The organism is Bacillus sp. RC251 (assembly GCF_044908765.1).
Lineage (GTDB): Bacteria > Bacillota > Bacilli > Bacillales > Bacillaceae_G > Bacillus_A > Bacillus_A wiedmannii.
In genome coordinates, this window is record NZ_JBIYDP010000005.1 from 45,150 (window position 1) to 71,801 (window position 26,652).

At 36.6% G+C, this 26,652-nt stretch carries 22 protein-coding genes; 4 read left to right on the top strand and 18 right to left on the bottom strand.

Annotated elements, in window-relative coordinates:
- Nucleotides 1–230 precede the first annotated feature (230 nt).
- Nucleotides 231–1,865 carry a ribosomal protection-like ABC-F family protein gene (gene abc-f, locus ABH961_RS18140; protein ID WP_404519742.1) on the top strand — a complete coding sequence of 545 codons (1,635 nt, stop codon included), beginning with the start codon at nucleotides 231–233 and terminating at the stop codon, nucleotides 1,863–1,865.
- Between the two features lie 113 nt (nucleotides 1,866–1,978).
- Here the strand turns inward: abc-f and ABH961_RS18145 are convergent, their stop codons facing one another.
- From ABH961_RS18145 to ABH961_RS18220, 16 genes are all read right to left on the bottom strand, one after another.
- Nucleotides 1,979–2,290 carry a heavy metal-binding domain-containing protein gene (locus tag ABH961_RS18145; RefSeq protein ID WP_000637523.1) on the bottom strand — a complete coding sequence of 104 codons (312 nt, stop codon included), beginning with the start codon at nucleotides 2,288–2,290 and terminating at the stop codon, nucleotides 1,979–1,981.
- Between the two features lie 65 nt (nucleotides 2,291–2,355).
- Nucleotides 2,356–4,071, bottom strand: a complete 1,716-nt coding sequence (locus ABH961_RS18150; protein WP_000944610.1) for an ABC transporter ATP-binding protein — start codon at nucleotides 4,069–4,071, stop codon at nucleotides 2,356–2,358.
- A gap of 310 nt (nucleotides 4,072–4,381) precedes the next feature.
- The gene (locus ABH961_RS18155) at nucleotides 4,382–5,566 is read right to left on the bottom strand and encodes a PDZ domain-containing protein (protein ID WP_141520011.1); all 1,185 of its coding nucleotides are present in this window, start codon (nucleotides 5,564–5,566) and stop codon (nucleotides 4,382–4,384) included.
- A 260-nt stretch (nucleotides 5,567–5,826) separates the two neighbouring features.
- Nucleotides 5,827–7,263 (bottom strand): S41 family peptidase, encoded by a 1,437-nt coding sequence (locus tag ABH961_RS18160; RefSeq protein WP_098133486.1) that lies wholly within the window; start codon nucleotides 7,261–7,263, stop codon nucleotides 5,827–5,829.
- Nucleotides 7,264–7,381: 118 nt separating this feature from the next.
- A complete protein-coding gene (ftsX, locus tag ABH961_RS18165; RefSeq protein WP_000645020.1) occupies nucleotides 7,382–8,275 on the bottom strand; it encodes a permease-like cell division protein FtsX in 894 nt (297 codons plus the stop codon).
- Entirely contained in the window at nucleotides 8,265–8,951 is a 687-nt protein-coding gene (gene ftsE, locus ABH961_RS18170; protein WP_000594325.1) for a cell division ATP-binding protein FtsE, read from the bottom strand. The genes ftsX and ftsE overlap by 11 nt, the downstream gene beginning before the upstream one ends.
- A gap of 314 nt (nucleotides 8,952–9,265) precedes the next feature.
- On the bottom strand, nucleotides 9,266–9,589 hold the full coding sequence (gene cccB, locus ABH961_RS18175; RefSeq protein ID WP_000727965.1) for a cytochrome c551: 324 nt from the start codon (nucleotides 9,587–9,589) through the stop codon (nucleotides 9,266–9,268).
- Between the two features lie 438 nt (nucleotides 9,590–10,027).
- A protein-coding gene (prfB, locus tag ABH961_RS18180; protein WP_097908205.1) for a peptide chain release factor 2 occupies nucleotides 10,028–11,126 on the bottom strand; the annotation gives its coding sequence in 2 pieces (ribosomal slippage) (nucleotides 10,028–11,053 and nucleotides 11,055–11,126; 1,098 coding nt in all).
- A 144-nt stretch (nucleotides 11,127–11,270) separates the two neighbouring features.
- Nucleotides 11,271–13,778 (bottom strand): preprotein translocase subunit SecA, encoded by a 2,508-nt coding sequence (gene secA / locus ABH961_RS18185; RefSeq protein WP_048542521.1) that lies wholly within the window; start codon nucleotides 13,776–13,778, stop codon nucleotides 11,271–11,273.
- 274 nt (nucleotides 13,779–14,052) lie between these two features.
- On the bottom strand, nucleotides 14,053–14,595 hold the full coding sequence (hpf, locus tag ABH961_RS18190; protein WP_000671189.1) for a ribosome hibernation-promoting factor, HPF/YfiA family: 543 nt from the start codon (nucleotides 14,593–14,595) through the stop codon (nucleotides 14,053–14,055).
- A 320-nt stretch (nucleotides 14,596–14,915) separates the two neighbouring features.
- Nucleotides 14,916–15,113: a cold shock protein CspC gene (cspC, locus tag ABH961_RS18195; RefSeq protein ID WP_033718063.1), complete on the bottom strand. Its 198-nt coding sequence runs from the start codon at nucleotides 15,111–15,113 to the stop codon at nucleotides 14,916–14,918.
- 126 nt (nucleotides 15,114–15,239) lie between these two features.
- On the bottom strand, nucleotides 15,240–15,944 hold the full coding sequence (locus tag ABH961_RS18200; protein ID WP_404519745.1) for a ComFC family protein: 705 nt from the start codon (nucleotides 15,942–15,944) through the stop codon (nucleotides 15,240–15,242).
- Nucleotides 15,944–17,293: an ATP-dependent helicase ComFA gene (comFA, locus tag ABH961_RS18205; protein WP_098080565.1), complete on the bottom strand. Its 1,350-nt coding sequence runs from the start codon at nucleotides 17,291–17,293 to the stop codon at nucleotides 15,944–15,946. Before comFA ends, ABH961_RS18200 begins: the two co-directional genes overlap by 1 nt.
- Before the next feature lie 127 nt (nucleotides 17,294–17,420).
- Nucleotides 17,421–18,830: a C40 family peptidase gene (locus ABH961_RS18210; RefSeq protein ID WP_098047356.1), complete on the bottom strand. Its 1,410-nt coding sequence runs from the start codon at nucleotides 18,828–18,830 to the stop codon at nucleotides 17,421–17,423.
- 146 nt (nucleotides 18,831–18,976) lie between these two features.
- Nucleotides 18,977–19,291, bottom strand: coding sequence for a winged helix-turn-helix transcriptional regulator (locus ABH961_RS18215; RefSeq protein WP_000400858.1), 315 nt, complete (start codon nucleotides 19,289–19,291; stop codon nucleotides 18,977–18,979).
- A 172-nt stretch (nucleotides 19,292–19,463) separates the two neighbouring features.
- Complete coding sequence (locus tag ABH961_RS18220; protein WP_048542527.1) at nucleotides 19,464–20,306, bottom strand: DegV family protein; 843 nt, start codon at nucleotides 20,304–20,306, stop codon at nucleotides 19,464–19,466.
- Between the two features lie 239 nt (nucleotides 20,307–20,545).
- Between ABH961_RS18220 and ABH961_RS18225 the strand changes: the two genes are divergently transcribed.
- The gene (locus tag ABH961_RS18225; RefSeq protein ID WP_000926678.1) at nucleotides 20,546–21,181 is read left to right on the top strand and encodes a YigZ family protein; all 636 of its coding nucleotides are present in this window, start codon (nucleotides 20,546–20,548) and stop codon (nucleotides 21,179–21,181) included.
- Between the two features lie 74 nt (nucleotides 21,182–21,255).
- A complete protein-coding gene (locus ABH961_RS18230; protein WP_404519748.1) occupies nucleotides 21,256–22,389 on the top strand; it encodes an LCP family protein in 1,134 nt (377 codons plus the stop codon).
- 40 nt (nucleotides 22,390–22,429) lie between these two features.
- Here ABH961_RS18230 and wecB read toward each other — a convergent pair whose 3' ends face one another.
- Together wecB and ABH961_RS18240 are read right to left on the bottom strand one after the other, a co-directional pair.
- Nucleotides 22,430–23,545: a non-hydrolyzing UDP-N-acetylglucosamine 2-epimerase gene (gene wecB, locus ABH961_RS18235; RefSeq protein WP_000140139.1), complete on the bottom strand. Its 1,116-nt coding sequence runs from the start codon at nucleotides 23,543–23,545 to the stop codon at nucleotides 22,430–22,432.
- A gap of 75 nt (nucleotides 23,546–23,620) precedes the next feature.
- The gene (locus ABH961_RS18240; protein ID WP_098123591.1) at nucleotides 23,621–24,991 is read right to left on the bottom strand and encodes a UDP-glucose dehydrogenase family protein; all 1,371 of its coding nucleotides are present in this window, start codon (nucleotides 24,989–24,991) and stop codon (nucleotides 23,621–23,623) included.
- 585 nt (nucleotides 24,992–25,576) lie between these two features.
- On the opposite strand from ABH961_RS18240, the gene ABH961_RS18245 reads away from it, so the two are divergent.
- On the top strand, nucleotides 25,577–26,650 hold the full coding sequence (locus tag ABH961_RS18245; RefSeq protein WP_048542533.1) for a glycosyltransferase family 4 protein: 1,074 nt from the start codon (nucleotides 25,577–25,579) through the stop codon (nucleotides 26,648–26,650).
- Nucleotides 26,651–26,652 lie beyond the last annotated feature (2 nt).

Genomic DNA, 26,652 nt, shown 5'->3' on the forward strand with positions numbered 1-26,652 from the left:
TAACATTATGAAAGGAAGGTACTTTGACCAATGAAGTTCTAATTCTCTTATTTATTTCATCCATCACAAATAGTGAACAAAAAATGATGAAAACTAGCAGAGGATTAGTCTGTCCATTTGTCGATACTTTCTTTCGAAACGATCATGTAAAAAAATCGTTTATTTATGTACGATTTTTTACATGCAAGGGCGACGTTTATCCTCTCTAGTGAAACTAGGGAGGTTTTTTTATGACTATTTTATTCGCACGCAATATTGAAAAGAGCTTTGGTGATCGCACACTATTTACGTTACCGTCACTGGAAATTCAAGCACAGGATCGCATAGGGATTGTCGGAGTCAACGGAGCTGGTAAATCTACGTTATTACAAATATTAAGTAAAGAAATAGAAGCTGAAAAAGGCATAGTAACTCATCATAGTTCTATCAGCATCATTCCTCAACTTAGCGAGGAACTACCGGAAACCACTTCTGCTCTCGCAAAAGGAAAATGGAGTATTTCAAACGTTACAGATGCAATGAGCGGTGGTGAACGAATGCGGCTAAAGATTGCTCATGCTCTCGAACAAGATGCAGGAATTTTATTTGCTGATGAACCAACAAGCCACTTAGATATGGTTGGTACAGAGCAATTAGAAAAGGCACTTTTATCTTATAAAGGGTCACTTGTTTTAATATCACATGATCGTGAATTTCTAGATAATATATGTACAAAAATTATTGAAATTGAAGACGGGACGATTCAAGAGTATAAAGGAAACTATTCCAACTATCGAAAGCAAAAAGAACGTGAACGAACACAAAAACAAGCAGAATATGATCAATATATACAAGAAAAAAATCGTTTAGAGCAATCAATTTCACAAAAAAAGCAACGTGCTTCTAATATGACAAAAATCCCAACTCGCTTCAGTTCATCTGAATCTAAACTTTATAAGTTAAGCGGGGCTCATGGCCAAGAACAGGTTAGCAAAGCAGCGAAAGCATTAGAAACACGTCTCGAAAAACTAGAAAAGAAAGAAAAGCCAAAGGATCTTTCTCAGACTCAGTTTGACGTGCAATACCATACACCCATTCATAGTAAAGTGGCAGTACAGTTCAATAAAGCAACAAAGAAAATAGGCGACCGCACACTATTTAAAAATATGAATGGAACTATTACCCCTGGTGCAAAACTTGCTATTTTAGGTGCAAACGGAAGCGGCAAAACAACTTTGTTCAACATGCTTCTCGCAAACGAGCGTGGCATTCAGCTTTCGAAAAGTTGTAAAATTGGATACTTTGAACAAACACTATCAATTTTAAAAACAGATAAAACCATTTTAGAGAACGTTCTAGAAGAAACCAACTATACAGAAGCATTCGTTCGAACAATACTTGCACGGCTTTTATTCCGCCGTGAAGATGTTCATAAACCTGTACATGTCTTAAGTGGCGGCGAACGAATGAAGGTCGCACTCGCAAAAGTATTTTTAGGAAACTATAATATGCTTCTGCTCGATGAACCGACAAACTATTTAGACTTAGCGACGCAAGAAGAATTAGAAATCCTGTTACAAGAATATCCTGGCACAATACTTTTCATTAGCCATGACCGTGCCTTTATTCGCTCTGTTGCAGACCATATTCTACAAGTAGATGAGAGTGAACCAAAAATATTCCACGGTAATTACGAGCAATACACAAAAAGAACCACCGGGGATTCTGTAAACGTAACTGAACAAGAATTATTACGATTACAAACAAAATTAACAGAAATTATCGGCCGAATTTCCATGCCAAATCATCACGATGATATCCCATCTCTCGAACAAGAATACGAAACATTATTAGTTCAAATCCAGAAATGTAAAGAAGCGCTCTAATGTCTTCCCTATATATCGACAGGGCCTTCCGCATTTCCCAAGAAATATTGGAACTTCGACATAGAATAGCATCAATAACAGTAAAAAGCCGTGCTAATGCACGGCTTTTTACTTTAAATACGGACAGCAGTCCCGCTCACCGCAACCATTAGCATTCCTTCACGAACTACTTCGTAATCCACGTCGATACCAACAATTGCATTCGCATTTTTTTGTCTTGCGAAAGTTTTCATCTCTTCCATTGCAATGTCGCGCGCTTCTTTTAATTTACTTTCATAAGCGCCCGCACGACCGCCGACAACGTCACGGACAGAGGCAAAAAGGTCACGAACGATATTCGCGCCCATAATCGCTTCTCCATTGACGATATCGATATACTCAATAATTTCTTTTCCTTGAATTGTAGACGTTGTTGTTACAATCATGCTTCATAGCCTCCCATATAAGATTTTCACTTACTTATGGTGCACTAATTCAGCAGAAATTATATTTACGAACTGAACTGTGCTTCGTATAACCTGCTGTATCCTCCGCCTTGTTCAATTAGTTCCTCATGTGAACCTTGTTCTGCAATACCATCTTTATTTACAACGACGATACGATCTGCATTTTTAATCGTTGCAAGTCTGTGAGCGATAACTAATGTTGTACGGCCCACAGATAGTTCAGCAAGTGATTTTTGAATCGCCAGTTCCGTCTCTGTATCTAATGCGGAAGTCGCTTCATCTAATATTAAAATTGGCGGGTTTTTCAAGAACATACGAGCAATCGCTAGACGCTGCTTCTGTCCACCAGAAAGTTTCACCCCACGCTCACCGATAACGGTATCTAAACCGTCTGGTTGTGAGTAAATTAAGTCTTCTAACTGTGCACGTTTTACTGCCTGCCAAATTTCAGCTTCTGACGCCTTTAAGTTTCCGTAAGCAATATTTTCACGAATTGTTCCTGAGAATAAGAACACATCTTGCTGCACAATTCCAATTTGCTTACGAAGTGAAGATAACGTCATATCTTTCGTATCAATACCATCAATTTGAATCGATCCAGACGATTGTTCATAAAAACGTGGTAATAGACTACATAACGTCGTTTTTCCAGCTCCTGATGGTCCTACGAAAGCAACTGTTTCACCTGCATGTATTTTCAAACTAATATCATTTAAAATCGGTTCTTTATTTTCATATCCGAATGTAATGTTGCTATATTGAATATCACCATGTACATGTTTAACTTCCATCGCATCTTTAGAGTCTACAATATCTGGCTCTGTTTCAAGAAGCTCTACATATCTCTTAAAACCAGCGATCCCTTTCGGATAGCTTTCGATTACCGCATTAATTTTTTCAATTGGACGGAAGAAAATATTCGTTAATAGAACGAATCCGATAAATCCACCGTACGTTAATTCACCTTGCAGAACAAACCATGTACCGCATATTAAGACGAAGAGCGTTACGAGACGCATGAGCATATAACTAATCGATGAATTTAACGCCATAATTTTATACGCCATTAATTTCGTTGTACGGAAACGAGCATTGTTTACAGCAAATTGCTCTTTCTCAAACTTTTCATTTCCGAATGCTTGTACAACACGGATACCGCCAACGTTGTTCTCAATACATGCATTGAAATCAGCAACGTCTGAGAATAAACGTCTAAACGTACCTGTCATTTTTTTATTGAAGTAAAGTGCCAACCACAATAGGAATGGAATAACGAAGAACGTTAATAACGCTAACTTCCAGTTGATCATCATCATAAATGAGAATGCCCCAACTAAAGTCATAACAGCGATAAATAAATCTTCTGGCCCATGGTGAGCAATTTCCCCAATTTCCATTAAGTCGTTTGTAAGACGTGAAATTAAATGACCTGTTTTATTATTGTCAAAAAATCTGAATGATAGCTTTTGAATGTGATCAAATAATTTCTGTCTCATATCCGTTTCAATGTTAACACCAAGCATATGTCCCCAATATGTAACGACATATTGTAAGCCTGCATTTAATATATACACTGCAAGTAAACCGAAACAAGCCCATAAAATAAGCGTCCAGTTTTGTCCTGGCAATAACTTATCAATAAATTGATTTACGATAAGCGGGAAGCCAAGTTCTAGTAACCCTGCGACAACTGCGCAAGAAAAGTCGAGTATAAATAAACCTTTATACGGTTTATAGTAAGAAAAAAATTTACGTAGCATATCTTACCTCCATTTTCCAAAATTAAAAAGACTCCCTAAATGATAACCATTATCAAATAATTATTCAAGTTATCCGTCTATGAAACTTCAAAAGAAGGTTTGCGATAGTTGTCGTTTTTTGCCGGAAAGTCGATATATTTGAATAATCGCTGATATAATTCGAGTTGCGCTGATATATCCCGATAATCGCCGATATAATTCAAGTTACGCTGATATCTCCCAATAATCGCCGATATAAATTTCGTTTACTACTCTACTGCCCTCATCCAATACAAAAAGGGTATCACCTATTGGTGACACCCCACTTCTATTACATAGCTTCCGAATCCCACTCATGCTCCTGCTGAACAAATACAATACCTAATTCGTGATGTCCTCCGGCGTATAACGCCGTTTGAGCAAGGCGAAGCTCTCCGTTTGTATCTAATACTTCTAATTTACAAAATGCTCCTGTCGTCTTCGTTTGAAGTGCATCATAAAACTCTTCTGTGCTTCTTGGAATGACTCCATTTACTTTCGTAATCATTTCTCCAGGTAGTAAATTCAGCTCTGCCCCAATTGTATTCGGGATTGTATCTAATACAACGAGTCCATCATTACGTGCAGCGAAGTACGCTGGTCTTGTTTCATCCGCAATTTTCTCTTGCATGGAAATTGTGAAACGTCCAAGCATCGCAACGCCCATCGCAATAATTGCAAGTACATGCCACCAATAACTTGCGATTCCTAAAACTAGCACAAGTCCTGCTAATCCGTATACACGTCTTCCTGTAAATAATAAAGCTTCCGTCGGTTCATAACTTCTAATCCTTCTCATAAATCCAATTAAAAATGGAACGAGGAATAAAGAATATGTATGTGAACCAATTGAAACGACAGGCCACCATGAAATAAACTGCGTTACTGCATCACCTGGTACAAGAATAAAAATAGGCACAACCCATAAACGCTTTGATTCGTGTAAACCAATCTTTAGCCCACGCTTACCCTTCCTAACCTTCGGCGTAGAATATCCTACTGCATTTTTAGAAATCAACAAGCCCTCTACAACAAGCATGACGCCTAGTAAAATAGCAAGAGATACAATCGTACTCTCTTCCCCTTCTCCAAGCTGTAAGAAGGAAACTGGTAGCTTAGAAGATAATAGAACACATACAATCGCGATACTAAATGTATAAGCTGCTGATAAATATCGATACATAGCAGTTAATCCAAATAATAACGTCCAAAGTAAGATGACCCATAAGCTCGCTTTGGAAATGACAAGGCCAAGTCCAATTGTAATAATAGATACGATTAATCCGTATCCAACTCCCGCAAATAGAGATGTTCGCAGTTCAAACCAAATATCATAAACTTTAAAGGAAAAATCCTTTCGTTCTCGTAACATACGTAAGTATCCAACGAAGATACTACTTATTAAAAATACATAGACAGCAGGGTGTAAGAAAAAACGTCCAACCGCCCGCATTATTTCAAAAATCCATGCCTCCACGAATCCATTCACCACCATTTATATCATTCTTTCTTTTTATATTATCATAACTGGACAAACGTTTGTTTAACACAAAAAAATACAGGCAGCAAACTGCCTGTATTTCTTTTTATCCCGCTTTAATGGGCAGTAGGACCCCCACCTCAAAATTTAGCGAAAGCAAAGAATTTAGGTGGGGGATCCACTGCCCATAAAAGTCCGATTGGTTCAACTAATAATCAGTTGGGATGAAGCAAACCCCCACTGATTAAAGTTTCACTTTATTTCACTATTAATTTTAATGCGGACTGTAATTGTAGATCATTTTCTCCAGAACGGATTTTTTCAATAATTTTAGTTTGAATCGCCTCAGCTGTCTTTTTATCCAGCTGTCCTGTCGCTTCCATCTCATTCGCATTTTGGAATGCTTTCAGCGCTGATTCTGTCTCTTTACTAAAGTATCCATCTTCACGCCCCGGTACATATCCTAAACTCTTAAGCATTTCTTGCGCGTGTTTTACTTGCACATCATTTGAATTGTATGAAAGTGTTTTTTCAATTTGAATTGGTGTCGCATGATAATAATCTGGTTGCTTCACTTCTACTGTTGGCACGATTCCTTTTTTATGAATCCAGTTTCCATCCGGTGTTAACCATTTAAACATCGTTAATTTAATGTTGCTGCCATCTTTAAATGGAACGGCTTGCTGAACAGTACCTTTACCAAACGTTTTTTCACCAATTAAATCGTATCCTTCTCCCTCTTTGAGCGCACCCGCTAAAATCTCTGAAGCAGAAGCACTTCCGTTATCAATTAATACTGAAATTGGATATGGCTTTTTCTCTTTCAGTTCCGTAGAGAATTTCTTTTTCTCACCATTTCGTTGCTCTACTTGTAGCATCGGCTTTTTATCCGTCATAATTTCCCCTAGTATCTCTTCTACACTATTTAAGTAGCCACCAGGATTACCACGCACGTCAATAACTAAGCCTTTTATGTTTTTCTTCTCTAACTCTTTTAACTGATCCTTAAATTCTTTCGCTGTATTTTCAGCAAAAGAAGTGATTTGCATATAACCGATATCTTTTCCGCTCTCTTGTTTCACAGAACTAAACACCGTGAAGATTGGAATTTTTTCACGCTTAATTTTAAATACAATCGGATCAGCTACTCCTGCACGCTTAATTTCAATCGCGACAGTCGTTCCTTTTTTACCACGAATCTTTAATACTGCTTCTTCACGTGATAAATCTTTCACACTATTTCCATCTACAGATAAAATTTGGTCATTCGGTTTAATTCCAATCTTTTCTGCCGGTGAGCCTTTAATTGGAGATACGATAATAAGCTTACCGTCCGTTTTGTTCACCTCAGCCCCGATCCCCTCTAGCTCAGGATCAAGTGATTCACTAAACTGTTTAGCCGTTTCTTTATCCATATACGTGGAATAAGGGTCCTTCAGCGTAGACAACATGCCTTGTATTGCACCTTCGACTAACTTGTCATCCTTCACGTCTTCCACATAACGTGAATCAATTAGTGCATACGCCTCATTAATTTTTGCCAAATTCCCTTGTGAGGTGCTAGCGTTTCCACTCGAAATCGTTTGCGTTACTTCTGCTGGGTTAACCCCAAATAAAGACATACCTGCAAACATTCCGCCAGCACCAATTAAAAATGCAACAACCATTCCAATAATTGCAACTCTACGTTTCAATGCGGAATTCCCCTTTCCAAAACACACAGGTGGTGTAGCAAAAGGCATCACACAGTGTGTGATGCCTTTACCTATTTCTACTATATGATAAGCTTGTACGAATTATGTTTGCAACTTTTTATACTTTTAAGAAGCGACGAATTGACATTACACTTCCCCACATACCGATTAAAGCCCCGATTAACACTAGTAAACCAGCTAATTGGAATACGAAAGGACTGTATGGTAGAAGTTCGAAAATTGTTCCGCCAAGTTTTTCGTTAAACACACTTTGTAGTGAATTATACGTAACTAGAATTAAGCCAATTGGAATAATTGATCCTAATACTCCTAGGAATAATCCCTCTAATAAGAACGGCCAACGAATAAACCAGTTTGTTGCACCTACCAGTTTCATAATTTCGATTTCTGTACTACGAGCATAAATTGTAATTTTAATTGTATTAGAGATTAAGAACATCGCTGTGAATAAAAGACCTGCAATTAACGCAATCCCGATATTACGTCCTGTTTTTACAGTATCAAATAATTTTTCAACTTGACCTTTACCGTATTGAACATTACTTACAAACTGCATTTTCTCAATCTTTTTCGCGATTGTCGCTGTATCTGTTGGTTCTTTTGCTTTTACAATGAATACGTTTTTAAGTGGGTTATCTTGTTCAAATAACTCAAACGTTTTTCCGCTATCACCTAAGCTTTTAATTAAGCGTTTTAGCTCTTCTTCTTTAGAAGAATATTTAATAGATTCTACTTTTGCAATCTTACTCATATCATCTTCTAATTTCTTTTGATCAGCTTCTTTTGCTGCTGGATCAATGTGTACACGAATTTCTACATCTTGCTCTACTTTCGTCGCAAAATGGTTCATATTCATAATCGCTGTTAAAAAGACACCTACAAGTAATAATGTAACTGTTACTGCACTAACAGAAGCAAATGTCATCCATCCGTTACGTGATAGATTCTTTACACCTTCTCGCAAATGTCGACTAAGGGTCTTAGCCTTCATATCCGTATCCTCCCTCAATCTCATCTCGAACAATTTTTCCGCCTTCAATCGCGATTACACGATGACGAATTGTATTTACGATATCTGAGTTATGTGTCGCCATAACAATCGTTGTACCACGCTCGTTAATACGCGTAAAAATCTTCATAATATCAAGAGCTGTTTCAATATCTAAGTTACCTGTTGGCTCATCGGCAATTACAACCTTTGGTCTATTAACAATTGCTCTCGCAATCGCAACACGTTGCTGCTCTCCACCCGAAAGTTCACTTGGTAGTGCGTCTGCACGATCCTCAAGACCGACAAGACCTAAAACTTCTGTTACACGCTCACGAATGGCTTCTTTTTCTTCTTCAATTACTTCTAAGGCAAACGCAACATTCTCATATACCGTTAACTTAGGTAGTAATTTAAAATCTTGGAAAATTACGCCTAATTGACGACGGAAATATGGAACATCTCTTTCTGCTAATGTTTCAATAACAAGTCCATTTACATTAATTGATCCTGTAGATGGCTTCTCTTCACGATACATCATTTTAATAAATGTAGATTTCCCGGCTCCACTCGGTCCAACTACGTATACAAACTCACCTTGTTTAATGTTAACTGTGAGACCAGCAATGGCTTTCATACCATTCGGGTACTCCTTATAAACATTCGTCATTTTTATCATTATTTATCACCCAATACTTAATGATTTTTTTCGAAATACTTTTCTGTACATCTGAAAATAAAAACTTTATTCTCACTTAACCATTCTTGTTGAAGGTAGCTTCTATTCATGCTTTTTATTAGCAGCGCTACTCTATGTAATATATTTCAGCAAAATTCTACAAACCCCATTGTAACATCAAACGGTTTCCAGTTCGGATACATTTTTGTTACAGTTATGTTACACTCAAAAAAAAAGGAAACGAGTCGTCATAGTTCTTACCCAAAATCATTTTGGAATAAGATTATATAACCAACTCGTCCACTTTACCTTTTTTATTTATGTTCAGCTAACCACTCAGCTACTTTTTTCGCATCCTCACCTTGAATGATTCCTGGTGACATGGAACCGCGACCTTTTTCAATAATCTTTTCAATCTCTGCTGCATCATATTTCTGTCCCACTTTTCGTAAATCCGGTCCAGTTGCTCCCGATAAATCTTTCGCATGACAACCTATACAACTTTTTTGGTAAATTTGCTCTGCGCTATCTGTGCTTGCAGATTGTTTCGAAGGCTTACTCTCTTCTTTATTTCCACATGCTCCTAAAGCAAAAACGACTGATGTTCCTAACGCAATAGCCAACAATTTCTTTTTCACTTCTATCGCTCCCCATTGTTGATATTCTTTTCATTCCTAACACACTCATTTTCATTATAAGCATTATCTTTATATAGAAAAACTAAGGTATATTTCATATTTTTCAAAAATACAGTAAGAACCCTGGTAATATAAAGCTTTCATAATTTGTTTCAATTCTGTGAACAACGTAAAAACTTCTATAAAGAATTCTTGTTGAACAGAAAATCAGAAAAGTTCTGTTCAAGTCTTACTCTATTGCCGCTCTGTTTTACTATTCTCTACTTTTTACAATACAATATACAACATTGTATGCTACATATAATCTCATCAAAAAGAGAAGTTGTCGTTTCCAACTTCTCTTCCTCTTTATTTCATCTATAGAAATAAAATCAAATTCTTTATATCCTCGATTATCCTCAGCATACGCCGACAACTTTGTTGGCTTTTTTTCGCTTATTAGATGCGAGAACGTAAGTAAGCATCAATAAATGGATCAATTTCTCCATCCATAACTGCTTGTACGTTACCAACCTCTGTATTTGTACGGTGGTCTTTCACAAGAGAATACGGGTGGAATACGTAAGAACGAATTTGGCTACCCCATCCGATTTCTTTTTGTTCACCGCGAATTTCATCTAACTCCGCTTGTTGCTCTTCTAATTTCTTTTGGTATAATTTCGCTTTTAACATTTTCATCGCGTGCTCACGGTTTTTAATTTGTGAACGCTCTGACTGACATGTTACAACTGTGTTTGTTGGTGTATGTGTAATACGAACTGCTGAGTCTGTCGTATTAATATGCTGTCCACCTGCACCACTTGCACGGTACGTATCAACTTTTAAGTCTTCTGAACGTATTTCGATTTCAACTTCATCATTGAACTCAGGTACAACTTCACAAGATACAAACGATGTATGACGACGGCCTGAAGAATCGAATGGCGAAATACGTACAAGACGGTGTACACCTTTCTCTGCCTTTAAATAACCGTAAGCGTTATGACCTTTAATTAATAAAGTAACACTCTTAATACCTGCTTCATCACCTGGTAAGTAGTCAACCGTTTCTACTTTAAACCCACGTTTTTCAGCCCAACGTGTGTACATACGTAATAACATAGAACCCCAGTCTTGTGACTCTGTTCCACCAGCACCTGGGTGTAATTCTAAAATAGCGTTATTTTTATCATAAGGATCGCTTAGTAGTAACTGAAGCTCATACTCATTCATTTCTTGAATTAAACCCTTCACTTCTGATTCAAGCTCCTCATGTAAATCTTCATCATACTCTTCTTTTAAAAGCTCATGCGTGATTTCTAAATTTTCAAACGTCTCATCTAACTGACGGAACTTTCCAACCATCTCTTTCAGTGCATTAGCTTCGTTAATTACAGCTTGTGCGCCTTGTTGGTCATCCCAAAATCCTGCACCCATCATTGTCTCTTCTAAATCTGCAATTTGTTTCTCCTTAGTAGGAAGGTCAAAGAGACCCCCTAAAAGCCGCTAATCGCTTAGCCATTTTCTCTAATTCTTGTCTAATTTCTACTAATTCCATTTCCTTCACCTCTATGTAATTGCTGTTACTTTCTTATGAAAACAAGGGAAACTCTCTCCACTTATGACGGAGAGAGTTTAATCTTTCTTAATTATACATTTTTAATGTAAAATTTTGCAAAGTAATCTGGGCTACCGCCCTGTATTACTTCCCGATACCACAGCAGTTTTTATATTTTTTACCGCTACCACATTTACATAAATCGTTGCGGCCTACTTGGTCACCTTTTACAACTGGTTTTTTCTTCGCTTCTTCGCCATCGCTAGATGGATGAACAGCTTCACCTTGAACAACTTCTTGACGCTCTAAGTTTTGTTCAATTTCAGCTTTCATAATGTAACGAGAAATTTCCTCTTCAATAGAAGCAATCATTGACTCGAACATTGCGAATCCTTCCATTTGATACTCACGAAGTGGATCAATTTGACCGTAAGCACGTAAATGAATACCTTCACGAAGATGATCCATCGCATCAATATGCTCTGTCCATTTCGTATCTACTACACGGAATACAACAACTTTTTCAAACTCACGCATTTGCTCTTCTGGCAGAAGCTTTTCTTTGTCGTTGTAACGCTCTATTAATTTCGCGATAATTGGCTCGCTCATTTCCTCTGGAGCAAGACGACGTAACTCTTCTTCTTTTATATCGCCTTCTTGCAGAAGGTTGGCATTTAAGTAGTCAACAAGACCTTTAATGTTCCAATCTTCTTCAATTTCCTCTTGTGTATGAAGCGCAACAGCACGTTCTACTGTAGATTTCATCATACCTTCAATAATACTGCGTAAGTTCTCAGAATCCATTACTTCTTGACGCTGTTTGTAAATAACTTCACGTTGCTGACGAAGTACATCATCGTACTGCAGTAACTGCTTACGTGCATCATAGTTATTTCCTTCTACACGTTTTTGTGCAGATTCTACCGCACGAGAAACCATTTTACTTTCAATCGGCTGTGAATCATCCATACCAAGACGATCCATCATCGCTTTCATATTGTCAGAACCGAATCGGCGCATTAGTTCATCTTCCATAGACAAGTAGAACTGCGTTACACCAGGGTCCCCTTGACGACCAGCACGACCACGTAACTGATTATCAATACGACGGCTTTCGTGACGCTCTGTACCGATAACTGCTAGACCAACGTTTTTAATATCGTCTCCAAGCTTAATATCCGTACCACGACCAGCCATATTCGTCGCAATCGTTACAGCACCTTTCATACCAGCTTCTGCAATGATATCTGCTTCACGCGCATGGTTTTTCGCGTTTAAAATGTTATGGCGTACACCTTTACGTGTTAACATTTTTGAAATAAGCTCTGACGTTTCAATTGCAACTGTACCAACAAGAATAGGTTGCCCTTGTTTATGACGATTTACAATATCCTCAACAACTGCATTGAATTTGCCTTCCATTGATTTGAAGATTAAATCAGCACGGTCATCACGAATAATATCTTTGTTCGTTGGAATTACGATAACATTCATATTGTAAATACTACGGAATTCTTCTTCTTCCGTTTTCGCTGTACCAGTCATACCAGATAACTTTTCATACATACGGAAATAGTTCTGGAACGTAATTGTTGCGAGTGTCATACTTTCATTTTGAATTTCTACGCCTTCTTTTGCTTCAATAGCTTGGTGCAAACCTTCGCTATAACGACGACCTTTCATAAGACGACCAGTGAATTGGTCTACAATTACGATTTCGCCTTCTTGTACAACATAATCTGTATCAAGGTGCATGACAACGTGTGCACGAAGTGCCTGATTAATATGGTGAAGAAGTGCGACATGTTTTAAATCGAATAAGTTTTCAATATGGAAAGCTTTCTCTGCTTTCGTAATACCATCTTCAGTTAACATTACATTTTTCGTTTTCACATCAAATGAATACTCTTTTTCATTTTCTAATGTACGAACGAATGCATTTGCAAACATGTATAACTCTGTTGATTTTTGAGCTTGTCCCGAAATAATAAGCGGTGTACGTGCTTCATCGACTAAAATAGAATCAACTTCATCGATAATAGCAAAATGAAGTGGACGCTGAACGCACTGTTCTCTATATAAAACCATGTTGTCACGTAAGTAATCGAATCCAAGCTCATTATTTGTGCTATACGTAATATCAGCAGCATAAGCCTCTTGTTTCTCTTCGCGTGACATGCTGTTTAAGTTAATTCCTACTGTTAAGCCTAGGAACTCATGAAGTTGTCCCATTTCGCTCGCATCACGTTGTGCTAAGTATTCATTGACTGTAACAACGTGAACACCTTTTCCTGTTAAAGCATTTAAATATACAGGTAATGTAGATGTTAACGTTTTACCTTCACCCGTTTTCATCTCAGAGATATTCCCTTCATGTAAGGCAATACCACCCATTAACTGCACGCCATACGGACGCATTCCAAGAACACGAGTCGCAGCTTCGCGAACAACTGCAAAAGCTTCAGGAAGTAGATCATCTACTGTCTCACCTTTTGTTAAACGTTCTTTAAATTCAAGCGTCTTTCCTTTTAATTGCTCATCTGTTAGTGGCTTAATAGATGATTCTAATGCATCAATTTGCTCAACTGTCTTCTGCATACGTTTAATTTGGCGTTGATTTACATCAAATACCTTTTTTAAAATACCGATCATAGGAAATACGCTCCTCTTTTTTATTAAAATAAAACTTCCGATTGTTTTTTCTTTTTCTATTACAATCAGTCGTTATAAAAATCAAATGTATGTTATGCCAATTTTTCTCCTAATTAAAAAAACTAAAATGTATATACCTAATGATAATTGTAACACTTGTCTTATAACTATGACAACAATCGGCCGAATGTCTCGTTCTAAATTAAGAAAAATTTTTAAAAAAATCTATTTTCAGCAAAAAAAGCGCAGCCATTTCGGCTGCGCTTTTGAATTATTATTTAGTTTCAATTAAACCATATTTCCCATCTTTACGGCCGTATACAACATTAGTTTCATTTGTATCAGCATTTGTGAAGACGAAGAAATTATGTCCTAGCATATCCATTTGTAGGATCGCTTCTTCAACGTCCATCGGTTTTAAATCAAATCGTTTTGTACGTACAAGTTCTAATTCATCCTCTTCTACCGCATCCAGAACAGCTACTGCTTCTGGAAGGATAAAGTTCGTTTTCATAGAACCTTTCTCACGTAACTTACGATTTACCTTTGTTTTATGTTTACGAATTTGTCGCTCAAGTTTATCAACTACTAAATCGATAGCAGCGTACATATCGCTATTAGTTTCTTCTGCACGAAGTAATAAATCAGTAAATGGAATTGTTACCTCGACACGTTGCTTGTCAGAGTATACTTTTAAATTAACTTTAATCTCTGGGAATGTATCAAAATAACGCTCTAACTTACTTAGTTTTTTCTCTACATATTCCTTTAATGCTGGAGTTACTTCAATATTTTCACCACGAATGTTGAATTTCATAGATGAATTCCTCCTTTCAAGCCTATGTACTATAATTTCGACATTGGCTTAAAAACTCCTTCTAACTTTTTTAAAAAAATTAGTGGAATTGCGATTTTTTTATCGTTTTTTGTTGAAATGAAAAGATGCATCGTTTCTATCTTTATTTTACCCTATTAACATCGTGAATAACGAATATAACTGTGGACAATTCGTTACAGAAAAGAAACAACTTTTTGACAACTTGATTCATAACAAAAACCCCTTGCAAAAAACAAGAGGTTCTACCATATATATAACGTTGCCACAAACGCAGCTCTCTCTTCCCAAAAACAATATTCCTACAGTTTTACAACATTAGCTGCTTGTGATCCACGTGCTCCATCTACAATGTCAAACTCAACTTGTTGCCCTTCTTCTAATGACTTATATCCATCTTGTTGAATAGCAGAAAAATGAACAAATACATCATCACCATCTTCACGCTCAATAAACCCAAATCCCTTTTCTGCATTGAACCATTTCACTCTTCCTTGCATGTTCATTCCATTCCCTTCACTCTAAAAATCAGGGCATTCGCCCCATACTTTGACTATAACGAATGACAACTTACGAAGTCAAAGAAGACTTATCGTCTTTTTATTATCCCTTTCGACAGTTACAGATCAACTTCTACAAAGCGTCAAACTAGAAACTTCCCTTGCTCCTCTATCGTATAAAAGACTTCCAATTTGTCTAACTGTAATTCCTGTCGTATATACATCATCAACGAGTAAGATATGTTGATCATGAAACATATCTTCTCCCTGAAAATAAAAAGGATTACTTCCCGAAAGCCTTTCTTTACGTGTCTTCTTACTTTGCTTTTCTGTTTCCCTTCTTCTTAATGAGGGATAAGAAATTTTGACAGGTAAACATGCTGCTAATAACTCTGCCTGATTAAAACCACGTTCATATTCCCGTTCCCTACTAAGCGGAACAGCAATAACACTTGAAACGCTCGTAAAATACTTTTGAAATAGCTCTCGAAACGATCGATGAAAAATATGAACTAACTCCGCATCTCCCCGAAACTTAAACTGTGTTAATATTTCTTTCATCTCATCATCGTACACGTGCAAAGAACGATTTTTAAAAGGACGATAATTCTCCTCATTTATCCACCTTACGCAATCCATACAAATATCATTTTCTTTATATTCGGAAGGCAAGTCCTCTAAAGGTCGCCCACACTCCATGCAAATCTCTCCTATAATATAGGAAAGTTTCCGCTCACACCCATCACATATATATTTTTTGTGAGACTTTACAAAGAAGGTGTACCAACTAACTGTTTCCAACATATACTCATCGCAAAGTAGACAATGCATTAATCGATTAATCCTTGTTCTTTCGCCTTTTTGTTCATACTTTGAATATGCCTTTTCGCGCGTACCATCGCCTCTGTCTTACCGCAATGAAAATAAACGACCTCGCCATAAGGTTCTTCAAAACTACGACCTGCTCGGCCGGCAATTTGTACGAGCGCACTTTCTGAAAAGATTTCTTCTTCCGCCCCTAACACCGCAACTTGTAAATTCTTCACAGTTACTCCTCTCTCTAAAATTGTCGTTGTAACTAATAACGGAATTTCTCCCTTTCTGAAAGCTACTACTTTTTCTTTTCTCATCGGATCTTCTGCATGTACACCATCGATTCTAGGATCCAACGTTTTCAATATCAGGCTCAATTCTTCTATATATCGCACATGAGGAACAAATAAAAAAATGGGATACTTTTTGCTTACGTACATTTTTAACCATTGTAGTAACACTCGAGGAATTCTTTTATGGTGGAGACTTTTCTTCCAATTTCCGCACCAGCAAAATAGAGGAACTGGTAACGGATGACGATGGTATCGTCCAGAGACAATGATACCTTTTTGTTTACCACTTCTGAAATTATGTTTCCACTTTTCATCGGGAGTTGCCGTTAAATAAATACGCGCCGCTTTCTCTTTCATCGCTTGTTGCACTGCATACTGTAACATTTGATCTGCATAATACGGGAAGGCATCGATCTCATCTACAACCATGACATGAAACGCTCTATAGTAACGTAACAGTTGATGAGTCGTTGCAACGACTAACGCTGCATCTTTTTCCCGGTCTACACTCCCTCCGTATAAAGCAGCTACATTTATATGTGGAAACACTTCTTGTAATCTCGGTGCTAATTCCAGTACAACATCTGTTCTTGGTGTTGCGATACAAACTCTTTCTCCTTTTTGAAGTGCCTCTGCAATACCGTAAAATAGCATTTCAGTTTTTCCAGCCCCGCACACAGCCCAAATAAAAAAAGAGTCTTTCTTTTTAATAGCTTCTATAACACCTTGCGCCGCCAACTCCTGACCAGTAGACAAGGCCCCATTCCACTGTAACGAATTTAAACCTTTTTCTCCTTTTCTTTCAGCGATTCCACGAACGAGTACCGCACATTCACTTACCCTCCCCATCGTTATACACTTCCGGCAATACGTACATACTTTACTGCACCTTTTACATAAAAATGACGCAAATAGTCGCTGCTCTATATTTCCGCAGCGCTGACACATATATTTAGAAGCTTTCTTTTTTACACCTTGTACACATACGACCTTCCGCTTCTTTTTCAAATCTTGTAATGTATCCCGTAAATCTGAAGAGAGTTCCTCTAATAGTAACTGTTTCCCTGCTAACATCAGCAACCACCTCCAGCACTACTATAAACCTTTCTCATAATCTCGTAAAAACTCAAAAAAGCCGATAACCTACTTATAAAATAGTAAGCTATCGACTTTATACACGTTTTTTTATTGAATTGTAATCCTATAATCTTCCGTAACCTAAGAAATGTTTTTGGTTATAACTACTGCTTAAGCTAGCGTAAGCAATCCCTTTATCACCAGCATGAATCATTTGGCCATTCCCAACGTAAATACCGATGTGAGATGGACCTGGTTTATAAGTACCTTGGAAGAATACTAAATCTCCAGGTTGTGGGCTACTTACTTTAGAAACTGAATTCCAGTAACCTGCAACGTCTTGACGTCCTACACCATAGATGTAAGAAATAAATCCACTACAGTCAAAACCACCGTTTGATGGAGATGCACTTCCCCAAACATATGGTAAGCCTAAGTAACCTTGTGCTTTACCAATTACGCCACCCGCATTTGGAGTTGGTGCTGGCTCTGGTTTTTTCGTTTCTGGCTTAGGCTCTTCTTTTTTAGGTTCTTCCTTTTTAGACTCTTCTTTTTGAGCTTGTCCACCATTGTTTGCTGGTGTAGTTTGTGCTGCAGGTGCTTGTGCTGTGGGCGCTTGCGCATCTTTAGCAGCTTGTTCTGCTTGTTTTTGAGCAGCAGCTTCTTGTGCCGCTTTCTCTTGTGCTTCTTGTTCAGCAATACGTTGTAATTGCAGTGCTTGTTTTTCAAGATCTTTCAATTGACTTTCCGTACTTGTCATTGAAGTTACAACTGTGTCCATTTTACCGCTTAAATCGTTTACTGCTGTTGCTTTTTTCGCTTTTTCAGCGTCAAGTTCTTTCTTAGCAGTTTCAATTTGAGCTTGTGCTTCTTTTAATTCTTTTTGCTTTGTTTTTACCGTTTCAACATCTTTTTTCACGTTCGCTTGGTCTTCTTGTTGTGTTTTCATGATATCTTCGTCAGACTCAAGAATTTTAGAAACAGAAGTTAAACGATCAACTAAATCTGCAACGTTTTTAGAGTTTACAAGAACTTCTGTTACAACGTTCGTGTTTGGTTGCTCTTGAAGTGCAACTAAACGTTTTCTTAATAACTCTTCACGTTTTGCAATTTTCGTTTGTAGTTCTGCAATATCTTTATTTTTATTTTCGATTAATTGCTCAGTATCCGCAACTTTTTTCGTTGTTTCATCAAGTTTTGAAGCATTCTCTTGAACAGATTTATCCAAACCTTGAATTGTTTTGTTTAAGTCATTCATTTGCTTTTGTAATACATCACGTTCTTGTTGTTGTTTATGTAAAGTGTCATTTTGTGTATTAATTTGTGATTTCACGTCAGAAATTTTATCTTCTGCAAATACATTTGGTGTTAGTCCTGAAAACATTAACCCTGCAACTAATGCGCAAGATGCCATTTTTAGCTTTTTCATTTTATTTTTTACACCGCTTTCTTTTGTCTTTTTCCGTATATAACCTATAAAATTTATACCATAATTCGGGATTTTTTTTGCTAATGTTACGCTATTGTAAAACAAATGTAATATTATATGTAACTCTATCGCAAAATATGCATATTTTTGTATATACGTGTAGAATTTTAAAAGCATTTTATAAGCAAAGAAAAAACGCAAGGTTTCCCTTACGTTTTGTTAAATACACTAATACGAATGAAATCAAAACGTTATTTCATCCATTTCTCAGCCCAATTTTGGACTTCATCCATAACACTTTCTAATGCTTTCCCTTTTTCAGTTAAGCCGTACTCGATTCGAACTGGTACTTCTGGATAAACATTACGAACTACAATGCCTTCACTTTCCAATTCCTTTAAACGCTCTGATAACATACGATCGCTCATATTCGGTATAATATCTGCGATTTCTCTAAAACGTTTTGACTCTTCAAGCAAAGATTTAATAATTAAGCCAGTCCATTTTTTACTAAGCAAAGTAAAAGCTGACTCAAACTTTGGACATAAACAAGAATTATGCTCCATATGTTTCACCTCTCTTCTATTATAATATAGTTTCTTGTAAAAAGTAAGTTATAAAACTTTCCTCATTATTTTATTTTACGTACATTTTACCATTTCCAAATATTAACTTGTCAACTACACGTAAAATATCCGTAAAAAAACCCTCTTCAAAAAGAGAGCTTTTTATATCTTATTACTTCGTATACCATCCAAGTCCTAGTGCACCTTCGCCTAAATGCGTACCAATTACAGCACCGAAATAACCTGTGCGGATTGTAACATGGGGATATTTTGCTTCTAATTCTGCCTTCCATTCATTCGCTTCCTCTTCACGTTGTGCATGAATGATAACTGCTTCCATAGGTACACCTTGACTTGCTTGCTCATCAAAAATTTCAACAATTCGTTTTAACGCTTTTTTACGTGTACGAATCTTTTCAAATGGAATAATGATTTTATCTCTAAAATATAAAACTGGCTTCACTTGTAACAAACTACCAATGAAAGCTTGTGCACTATTTAATCGTCCTCCACGTTGTAAATGATGTAAATCATCCACTACAAAATAAGCGTCCATCGTTTCCTTCATTTCATCAAAACGGGCAACGATCTCTTTCGGATCTTTTCCTTCACTTGCTAATTTTGCCCCTTCACGTACATAGAATCCTTGTACTTCACAACTAATTTCAGAGTCGTACGTATATACATCAATACCCTCTACCATTTGCCCGGCTGTCGTTGCCGTTTGATATGTACCACTAATCCCACTTGAAAGATGAATGCTAATAACCGCATCATAATCCTTAGATAGTTCTTCAAATAACTCAACAAACTTTCCGATTGCTGGCTGAGAAGTTTTCGGAAGTTCTTCTTGCTCACGTACTTTTACATAGAAATCATCTACTGAAATTTCAGCTTCTTCTTGATAAGATTCCGTTCCAAACACAACGTTTAATGGAATCATATATATATTGAGTTCATCACGAATATGCTTCGGTATATATGCTGTACTATCAGTAACAATAGCTGTTTTCATTTGCGTACCTGCCTTATAAAAAAGTTTTTATTCCCTAAGTTTACACGAAAACTAAAAATGGTGCATCCATACATAAAAATGCCGATTTGAAATAGTACTTACCATCTCGACAAATTACAACAAAAAGTTGAAATACTCACCAAAAATTTCAACTTATTTATAAAAAATGTTTGAATATAAAAACGCTCGCTTTTAAAATGTAAAGTACTAGTCATTTTGGTAGATAGGGGCGTATACGAGTGTTATTACAATATTTAACAATCAAAGACTACGGTGAGCACGAAATTGTCATTCAAAAATCAAGATTTATTTGTTATGTTAGCAGAGCTACAACCGAAGCAGAAGCTCAAGAATTTATACAAAAAATAAAAAAACAGAATTGGAATGCCACACATAATTGTTCTGCGTATTTGATTGGCGAACAAGATCAAATCCAAAAAGCAAATGATGATGGAGAACCTAGCGGTACAGCTGGCGTACCTATGTTAGAGGTACTAAAAAAACGCGGTTTAAAAGATACCGTCGTTGTCGTTACACGTTATTTTGGTGGCATCAAACTTGGCGCAGGTGGATTAATTCGCGCATATGGAAAATGTACAAGCGAAGGCATTAATCATGTCGGTGTTGTTCAGCGAAAACTAATGCGTGTTATGCAGACCGAAATTGATTACACATTACTTGGCAAAATTGAAAATGAATTACGTAATTCGAAATATGCCATTAAAGATATACATTATCTCGAAAATGTCACATTTGATACGTATGTAGAAGAAGACGGAAAACAAGCATTCACAGATTGGATGATTGAGTTAACAAATGGGAAATGTACAATTACAGAAGGAGATATGTTGTACTTAGAACAAGATGTTATCTAAGAATAACTACATCCTCAACTTTAAAGATTAATGTAGTGAATTACTTTCCTACAAATGAACTAAGGAGATTATATATGGAAGAACGTTATTATCATCTCCAAAATAGCAGAATAAAAAAGAAACGAAGAAGAAAGTTTTTCTACTTCCTTATTTTCGTATTTTTATTTGGTGGTGTAGGACTTTATATATTAAATTCCTACTCTTCTCTCATGGGGATGTATAGTGGTTTTACTCGTCAAAAATCGGACTTGAGAACCGAAGATGTAGAAATTACAAAGGAGCCTTTTACACTCCTCATTATGGGTATAGAAGATTATGCAACGGACGGTCAAAACGGTCGTACAGATTCATTAATGTTTGCGACCGTCAATCCTAAAACTAAAAAGATTTCGCTTATGAGTATCCCTCGTGATAGTCGCGTTCCAATTGTTGGTAAGAACAAAGAAGACAAAATTAACGCTGCGCACGCTTACGGCGGAGAAGAAATGGCAATCAAAACTGTCGAAGGTTTTCTAAAAGTTCCTGTAGACCATTATATTAAAATTGATTTCCAAGGCTTTAAAGGAATTGTTGATGCTGTTGGCGGTGTTACTGTTGATGTCCCCTTCGATTTTTGGGAGCGTTCAGACGTGGATTACTACAAAAAAATCGAATTTAAGCAAGGACAACAAGACTTAAATGGGGAAGAAGCACTCGCATACGTACGTATGCGAAAGCAGGATCCAAACGGCGATTATGGTCGGGCCGCTAGACAAAGACAATTACTAGCCGCTGTTGCTCAAAAACTAAATTCAGCCTCTACCGTATTTAAAATTAAAGATTTAACAGCAGTCGTTGGAAAATATATAAAAACTGACATTCCTATTTCAGACGGACTGGCTCTTTACAATAAACTATCTGGATTTGATCCTTCTACAATGCAAACGTTCAAACTTGAAGGAGAAGACAAAAAAATAGGTGGTATTTATTACTTCCTTCCAGATCCAATCGGTGTAGAGACAGTACGTAACGAAATTAAAAAAGAATTAGGAGAAACAGCAATCACTCAAGAAAATCCAACTACAAAAACCGAATCAAACCATTCTTCAAATTCTAACTCTGACGAAAAGGCAAAGAAAGAAACGAATCAGAATCAGAACAAAACACCAACTGAACCACCTCCTTCTACGAATGCTCATGCAGAGTGGATTATGAGAAATCAGCAATAACAAAAAGAGCCAAATCACATATGATTTGGCTCTTTTTTATTTACTTATTAAAGTGTTGTAAAATTGCTTCTACAATGCGCTCTGATGCACGGCCATCACCGTAAGGATTAGATGCTTTTGACATCTTATCATGAGCTTCTTTATCTGATAACAACTCATCAGCAAGACCAAAGATTGTCTCTTCGTCTGTTCCTGCTAATTTCAATGTACCTGCTTCAATACCTTCTGGGCGCTCTGTTGTATCACGAAGAACAAGAACCGGTACACCAAGTGACGGCGCTTCCTCTTGTACACCACCAGAATCAGTTAACATTAAATATGAACGAGCTGCAACATTGTGGAAATCAATTACATCTAGCGGCTCAATTAAATGAATGCGGCTATGATCGCCTAAAATATCATTCGCTGTCTCACGAACAACTGGGTTCATATGAACCGGATACACAACTTGTACGTCTTCATGCTTATCAACAAGACGTTTAATTGCACGGAACATATTACGCATTGGCTCTCCTAAGTTTTCACGACGGTGAGCTGTCATAAGTACAAGACGATCGTTTCCAAGTTTCTCTAGTACAGGATGACTATATGTTTCTTTTACAGTCGTTTTTAGTGCGTCAATCGCTGTATTTCCTGTTATGAAAATGCGTGACTCATCTTTATTTTCTTTCTGTAAGTTCGTTGCTGATTTTGTTGTAGGTGAGAAATGAAGATCTGCCATGACGCCTGTTAATTGGCGATTCATCTCTTCTGGGTATGGAGAATATTTATCCCATGTACGAAGTCCTGCTTCAACATGCCCTACTGGAATTTGATTGTAGAAAGCAGCTAAACTTGCAATAAATGTTGTCGTTGTATCACCATGTACAAGTACAATATCCGGCTTTGCTTCTTTCATTACTTTATCCAAACCCTCTAAACCACGCGTTGTAATATCAATTAAAGTTTGGCGGTCTTTCATAATATTCAAATCGAAATCTGGCGTAATTCCAAAGATACTTAATACTTGGTCTAACATTTGACGATGTTGCGCTGTTACAGTCACAATCGACTCAATTTTTTCTGGATGTTTTTGCAACTCTAACACAAGAGGTGCCATTTTAATTGCTTCTGGACGTGTCCCGAAAATTGTCATTACTTTTAAACGTTCAGTCATTTTATTACCTCTTTTCTTTCACTAGTTACAATTTCCCACCTTACATATATCACCATACCTAGATACACGCATTTTTTAACTAATAAAAAAAGTATTACTATTACGGATGCTTTTTCGCCCGATCGAGTAATAATCTAATCCCTGCTTCTTGGCATCCTCATTAGTATAGCAATTTCTCCCATCAAATAGAATGGGCTCCTTCATAAGCTTTACATAATTCTCTAACGGATAAGTTCGTATTGATTCCCATTCTGTTAAAATAAAAACAGCATCAGCTTCTCTAATCGCTTCATCTATGCATCCGGTGTAGCGTATAGTCTCTCCAAACACACCTTTTACATTTTGAATAGCCTGCGGGTCATATAGAATCACATCTGCATCCATATTAATTAATTCTTCTATTATAACAAGGGACGGCGCTTCTCTTATATCGTCAGTATTCGGTTTAAACGCTGCGCCAAGAACTGCAATCTGCTTTTTATTCATATCTATTATTTTCTTTGCTTTTTCAACCAGTAACAACTGTTGTTTATTATTCACTTCAATAACCGCTTTCAACAAACGAAAATCATGAGAAACATTCCCTGCAATTTGCACAAGGGCTTTCGTATCTTTCGGAAAACACGAACCCCCATAACCAATGCCCGCATTTAAAAAAGACGCTCCAATTCTCTTATCCATTCCCATCCCTATAGCTACATCTAATATATCTGCATCTACCTGCTCACATATATTAGAAATTTCATTTATAAAACTAATTTTCGTAGCTAAAAAAGCATTAGATGCATATTTAATCATCTCTGCACTTTTTATATTTGTAACATACGTTTTTAAGCGTAATTCACTATACAAATTCTCCACTTTTCGTGCCGCTTCCTCATTATCTGCTCCAATTACAATACGATCTCCCTGAAAAAAATCGTAAATCCCTGAACCTTCCCGTAAAAATTCCGGATTCGATACGATATGTAATTCATATCTATTTTGTAATTTCTCCTCAATCCATCCCCTCATAACATCATTTGTACCTACAGGAACCGTACTTTTCGTAACGACAATAATGTCATTCGTCGTATATGTTCCAATATCGTCACAAGCACTTCGAATATATGTTAAATCCGCTGTCCCATCTAATAAAGATGGCGTTCCAACTGCAATAAATATAAATTCTGCATCGTAAAATGCTTTTACTCTACTTGTTGTAAAAGTTAAACAATCATTCTCACGTGCATCATTTATTAATTCATATAAACCCGCTTCATAAATAGGCAGATCTCCTTGCTTTATCCGTTCAATTTTCTCATCATTTATATCAAAACATGTGACTGAATGGCCTAACATTGCCAATCCTACTCCTGTAATTAATCCAACGTATCCGGTACCTATTATCGTAATTTTCATTTCCTTTTCGCACAGGAATATACAATAGAAAATATACGAATACATAGAATTCTCCCTGTGCTTCCCCCTCTCACATTAAAAATGAGAAAACTCTTTTACTTCTTTATTATATGAATTACTTTTTCCATTCTTTTTTAAGTTTTTGTAAAATTACATGCAAGAATATAAAATAAAACTTTATTCAGTGCGGGGCATTCATCCTCTACTAATTATTAGTTAAACCAATCGAGATTTTACAGGAATTAAGGTTCCCACCTAAATTCTTTGCCTCAACTAAATTTTGAGGTGGAAGCCTTACTGCCCGTTCATGTGAATAAATTCCCACATTTTAACATGGAATTTACTCATTTCTACGTGTAATACTTATAATACTGAAATAAAAATATTCATTATCGAAGAAACAGATAAAATGTCATATTCTAAAGTACAATACGATTAACCTTCTCAAACGATTCAACATTCTTTATACAATTGTCATATATTCTATCTGCTTCCATTTGCCGTACAAAGAAAAAAAGATTGAATTCTAATCTTTTTGTGATACCATATGTTATGAGCCTGTAAATAATCATCGAAATTTTCAGAAAAAACATCTAAAAATTACGTTTAAATATAAAAGGTGGGGTATTAATGGACTCACAAGTGATTTATGCCATTTTGGCATCCTTTATCACTGTACTCGGCGTTACTCCTTTCGTTATTAAATTAGCATTTAAGATAGGAGCAACAGATAAACCAAACGCGCGTAAAGTACACCAAAAAATCATGCCCCGTCTTGGCGGATTAGCAATTTTTATCGGTGTAGCTGTAGGTTTTGTTGTTGGTGGGTTATACGAACAAAGAATGTTATCAATAAGCTTAGGCGCTATCATCATCATTATCATTGGGATTTTAGATGATATGTATGAATTATCAGCAAAAGTAAAATTTGGTGGCCAGCTATTAGTTGCTATATTAATTGTAAAAAGTGGATTATTAGTACAGGTACTATATATACCAATTATCGGGGATACTGAACTTGGATGGCTCGCATATCCAATTACAGTTTTTTGGATTGTAGGCATTACAAATGCCATCAACTTAATTGATGGTTTAGATGGATTATCCGCTGGAATTTCATCAATCGTTCTAGCAACATTGGCTTACATGGCCCTCACCAGCCCTATGGGTACTGGTGCAGTTATTATCTTGCCATTAGCACTTATCGCACTTGCAAGTACGCTTGGATTTTTATTCTATAATTTCCATCCAGCAAAGATTTTCATGGGAGATACCGGCGCCCTATTTTTAGGTTATTGTATTTCCATCCTATCTTTATTGGGATTATACAAAAGTGTAACGCTATTTAGTTTCCTTGTTCCAATTATCATTTTAGGTGTACCTATATTTGATACAACTTTTGCGATTATTCGTCGTATTGTAAATAAAAAACCAATTTCAGCACCAGATAAATCTCATTTACATCACCGTCTCCTAGCAATGGGATTCTCTCATCGTACGACGGTGCTCATCATTTATGCATTTGGTATTTTTTTTAGTGTAAATGCTATTTTTTTCACTAAAGCGACGCTATGGATATCAATGATTCTTCTGTTTGCTTTAATTTTCATTACTGAAATAGTCGCTGAAGTAATCGGTCTTGTACACGACCGTTACAAACCAATTATTTCCTTCTATAAAAAGGTTAAAAAAAGAGAAGACTAATT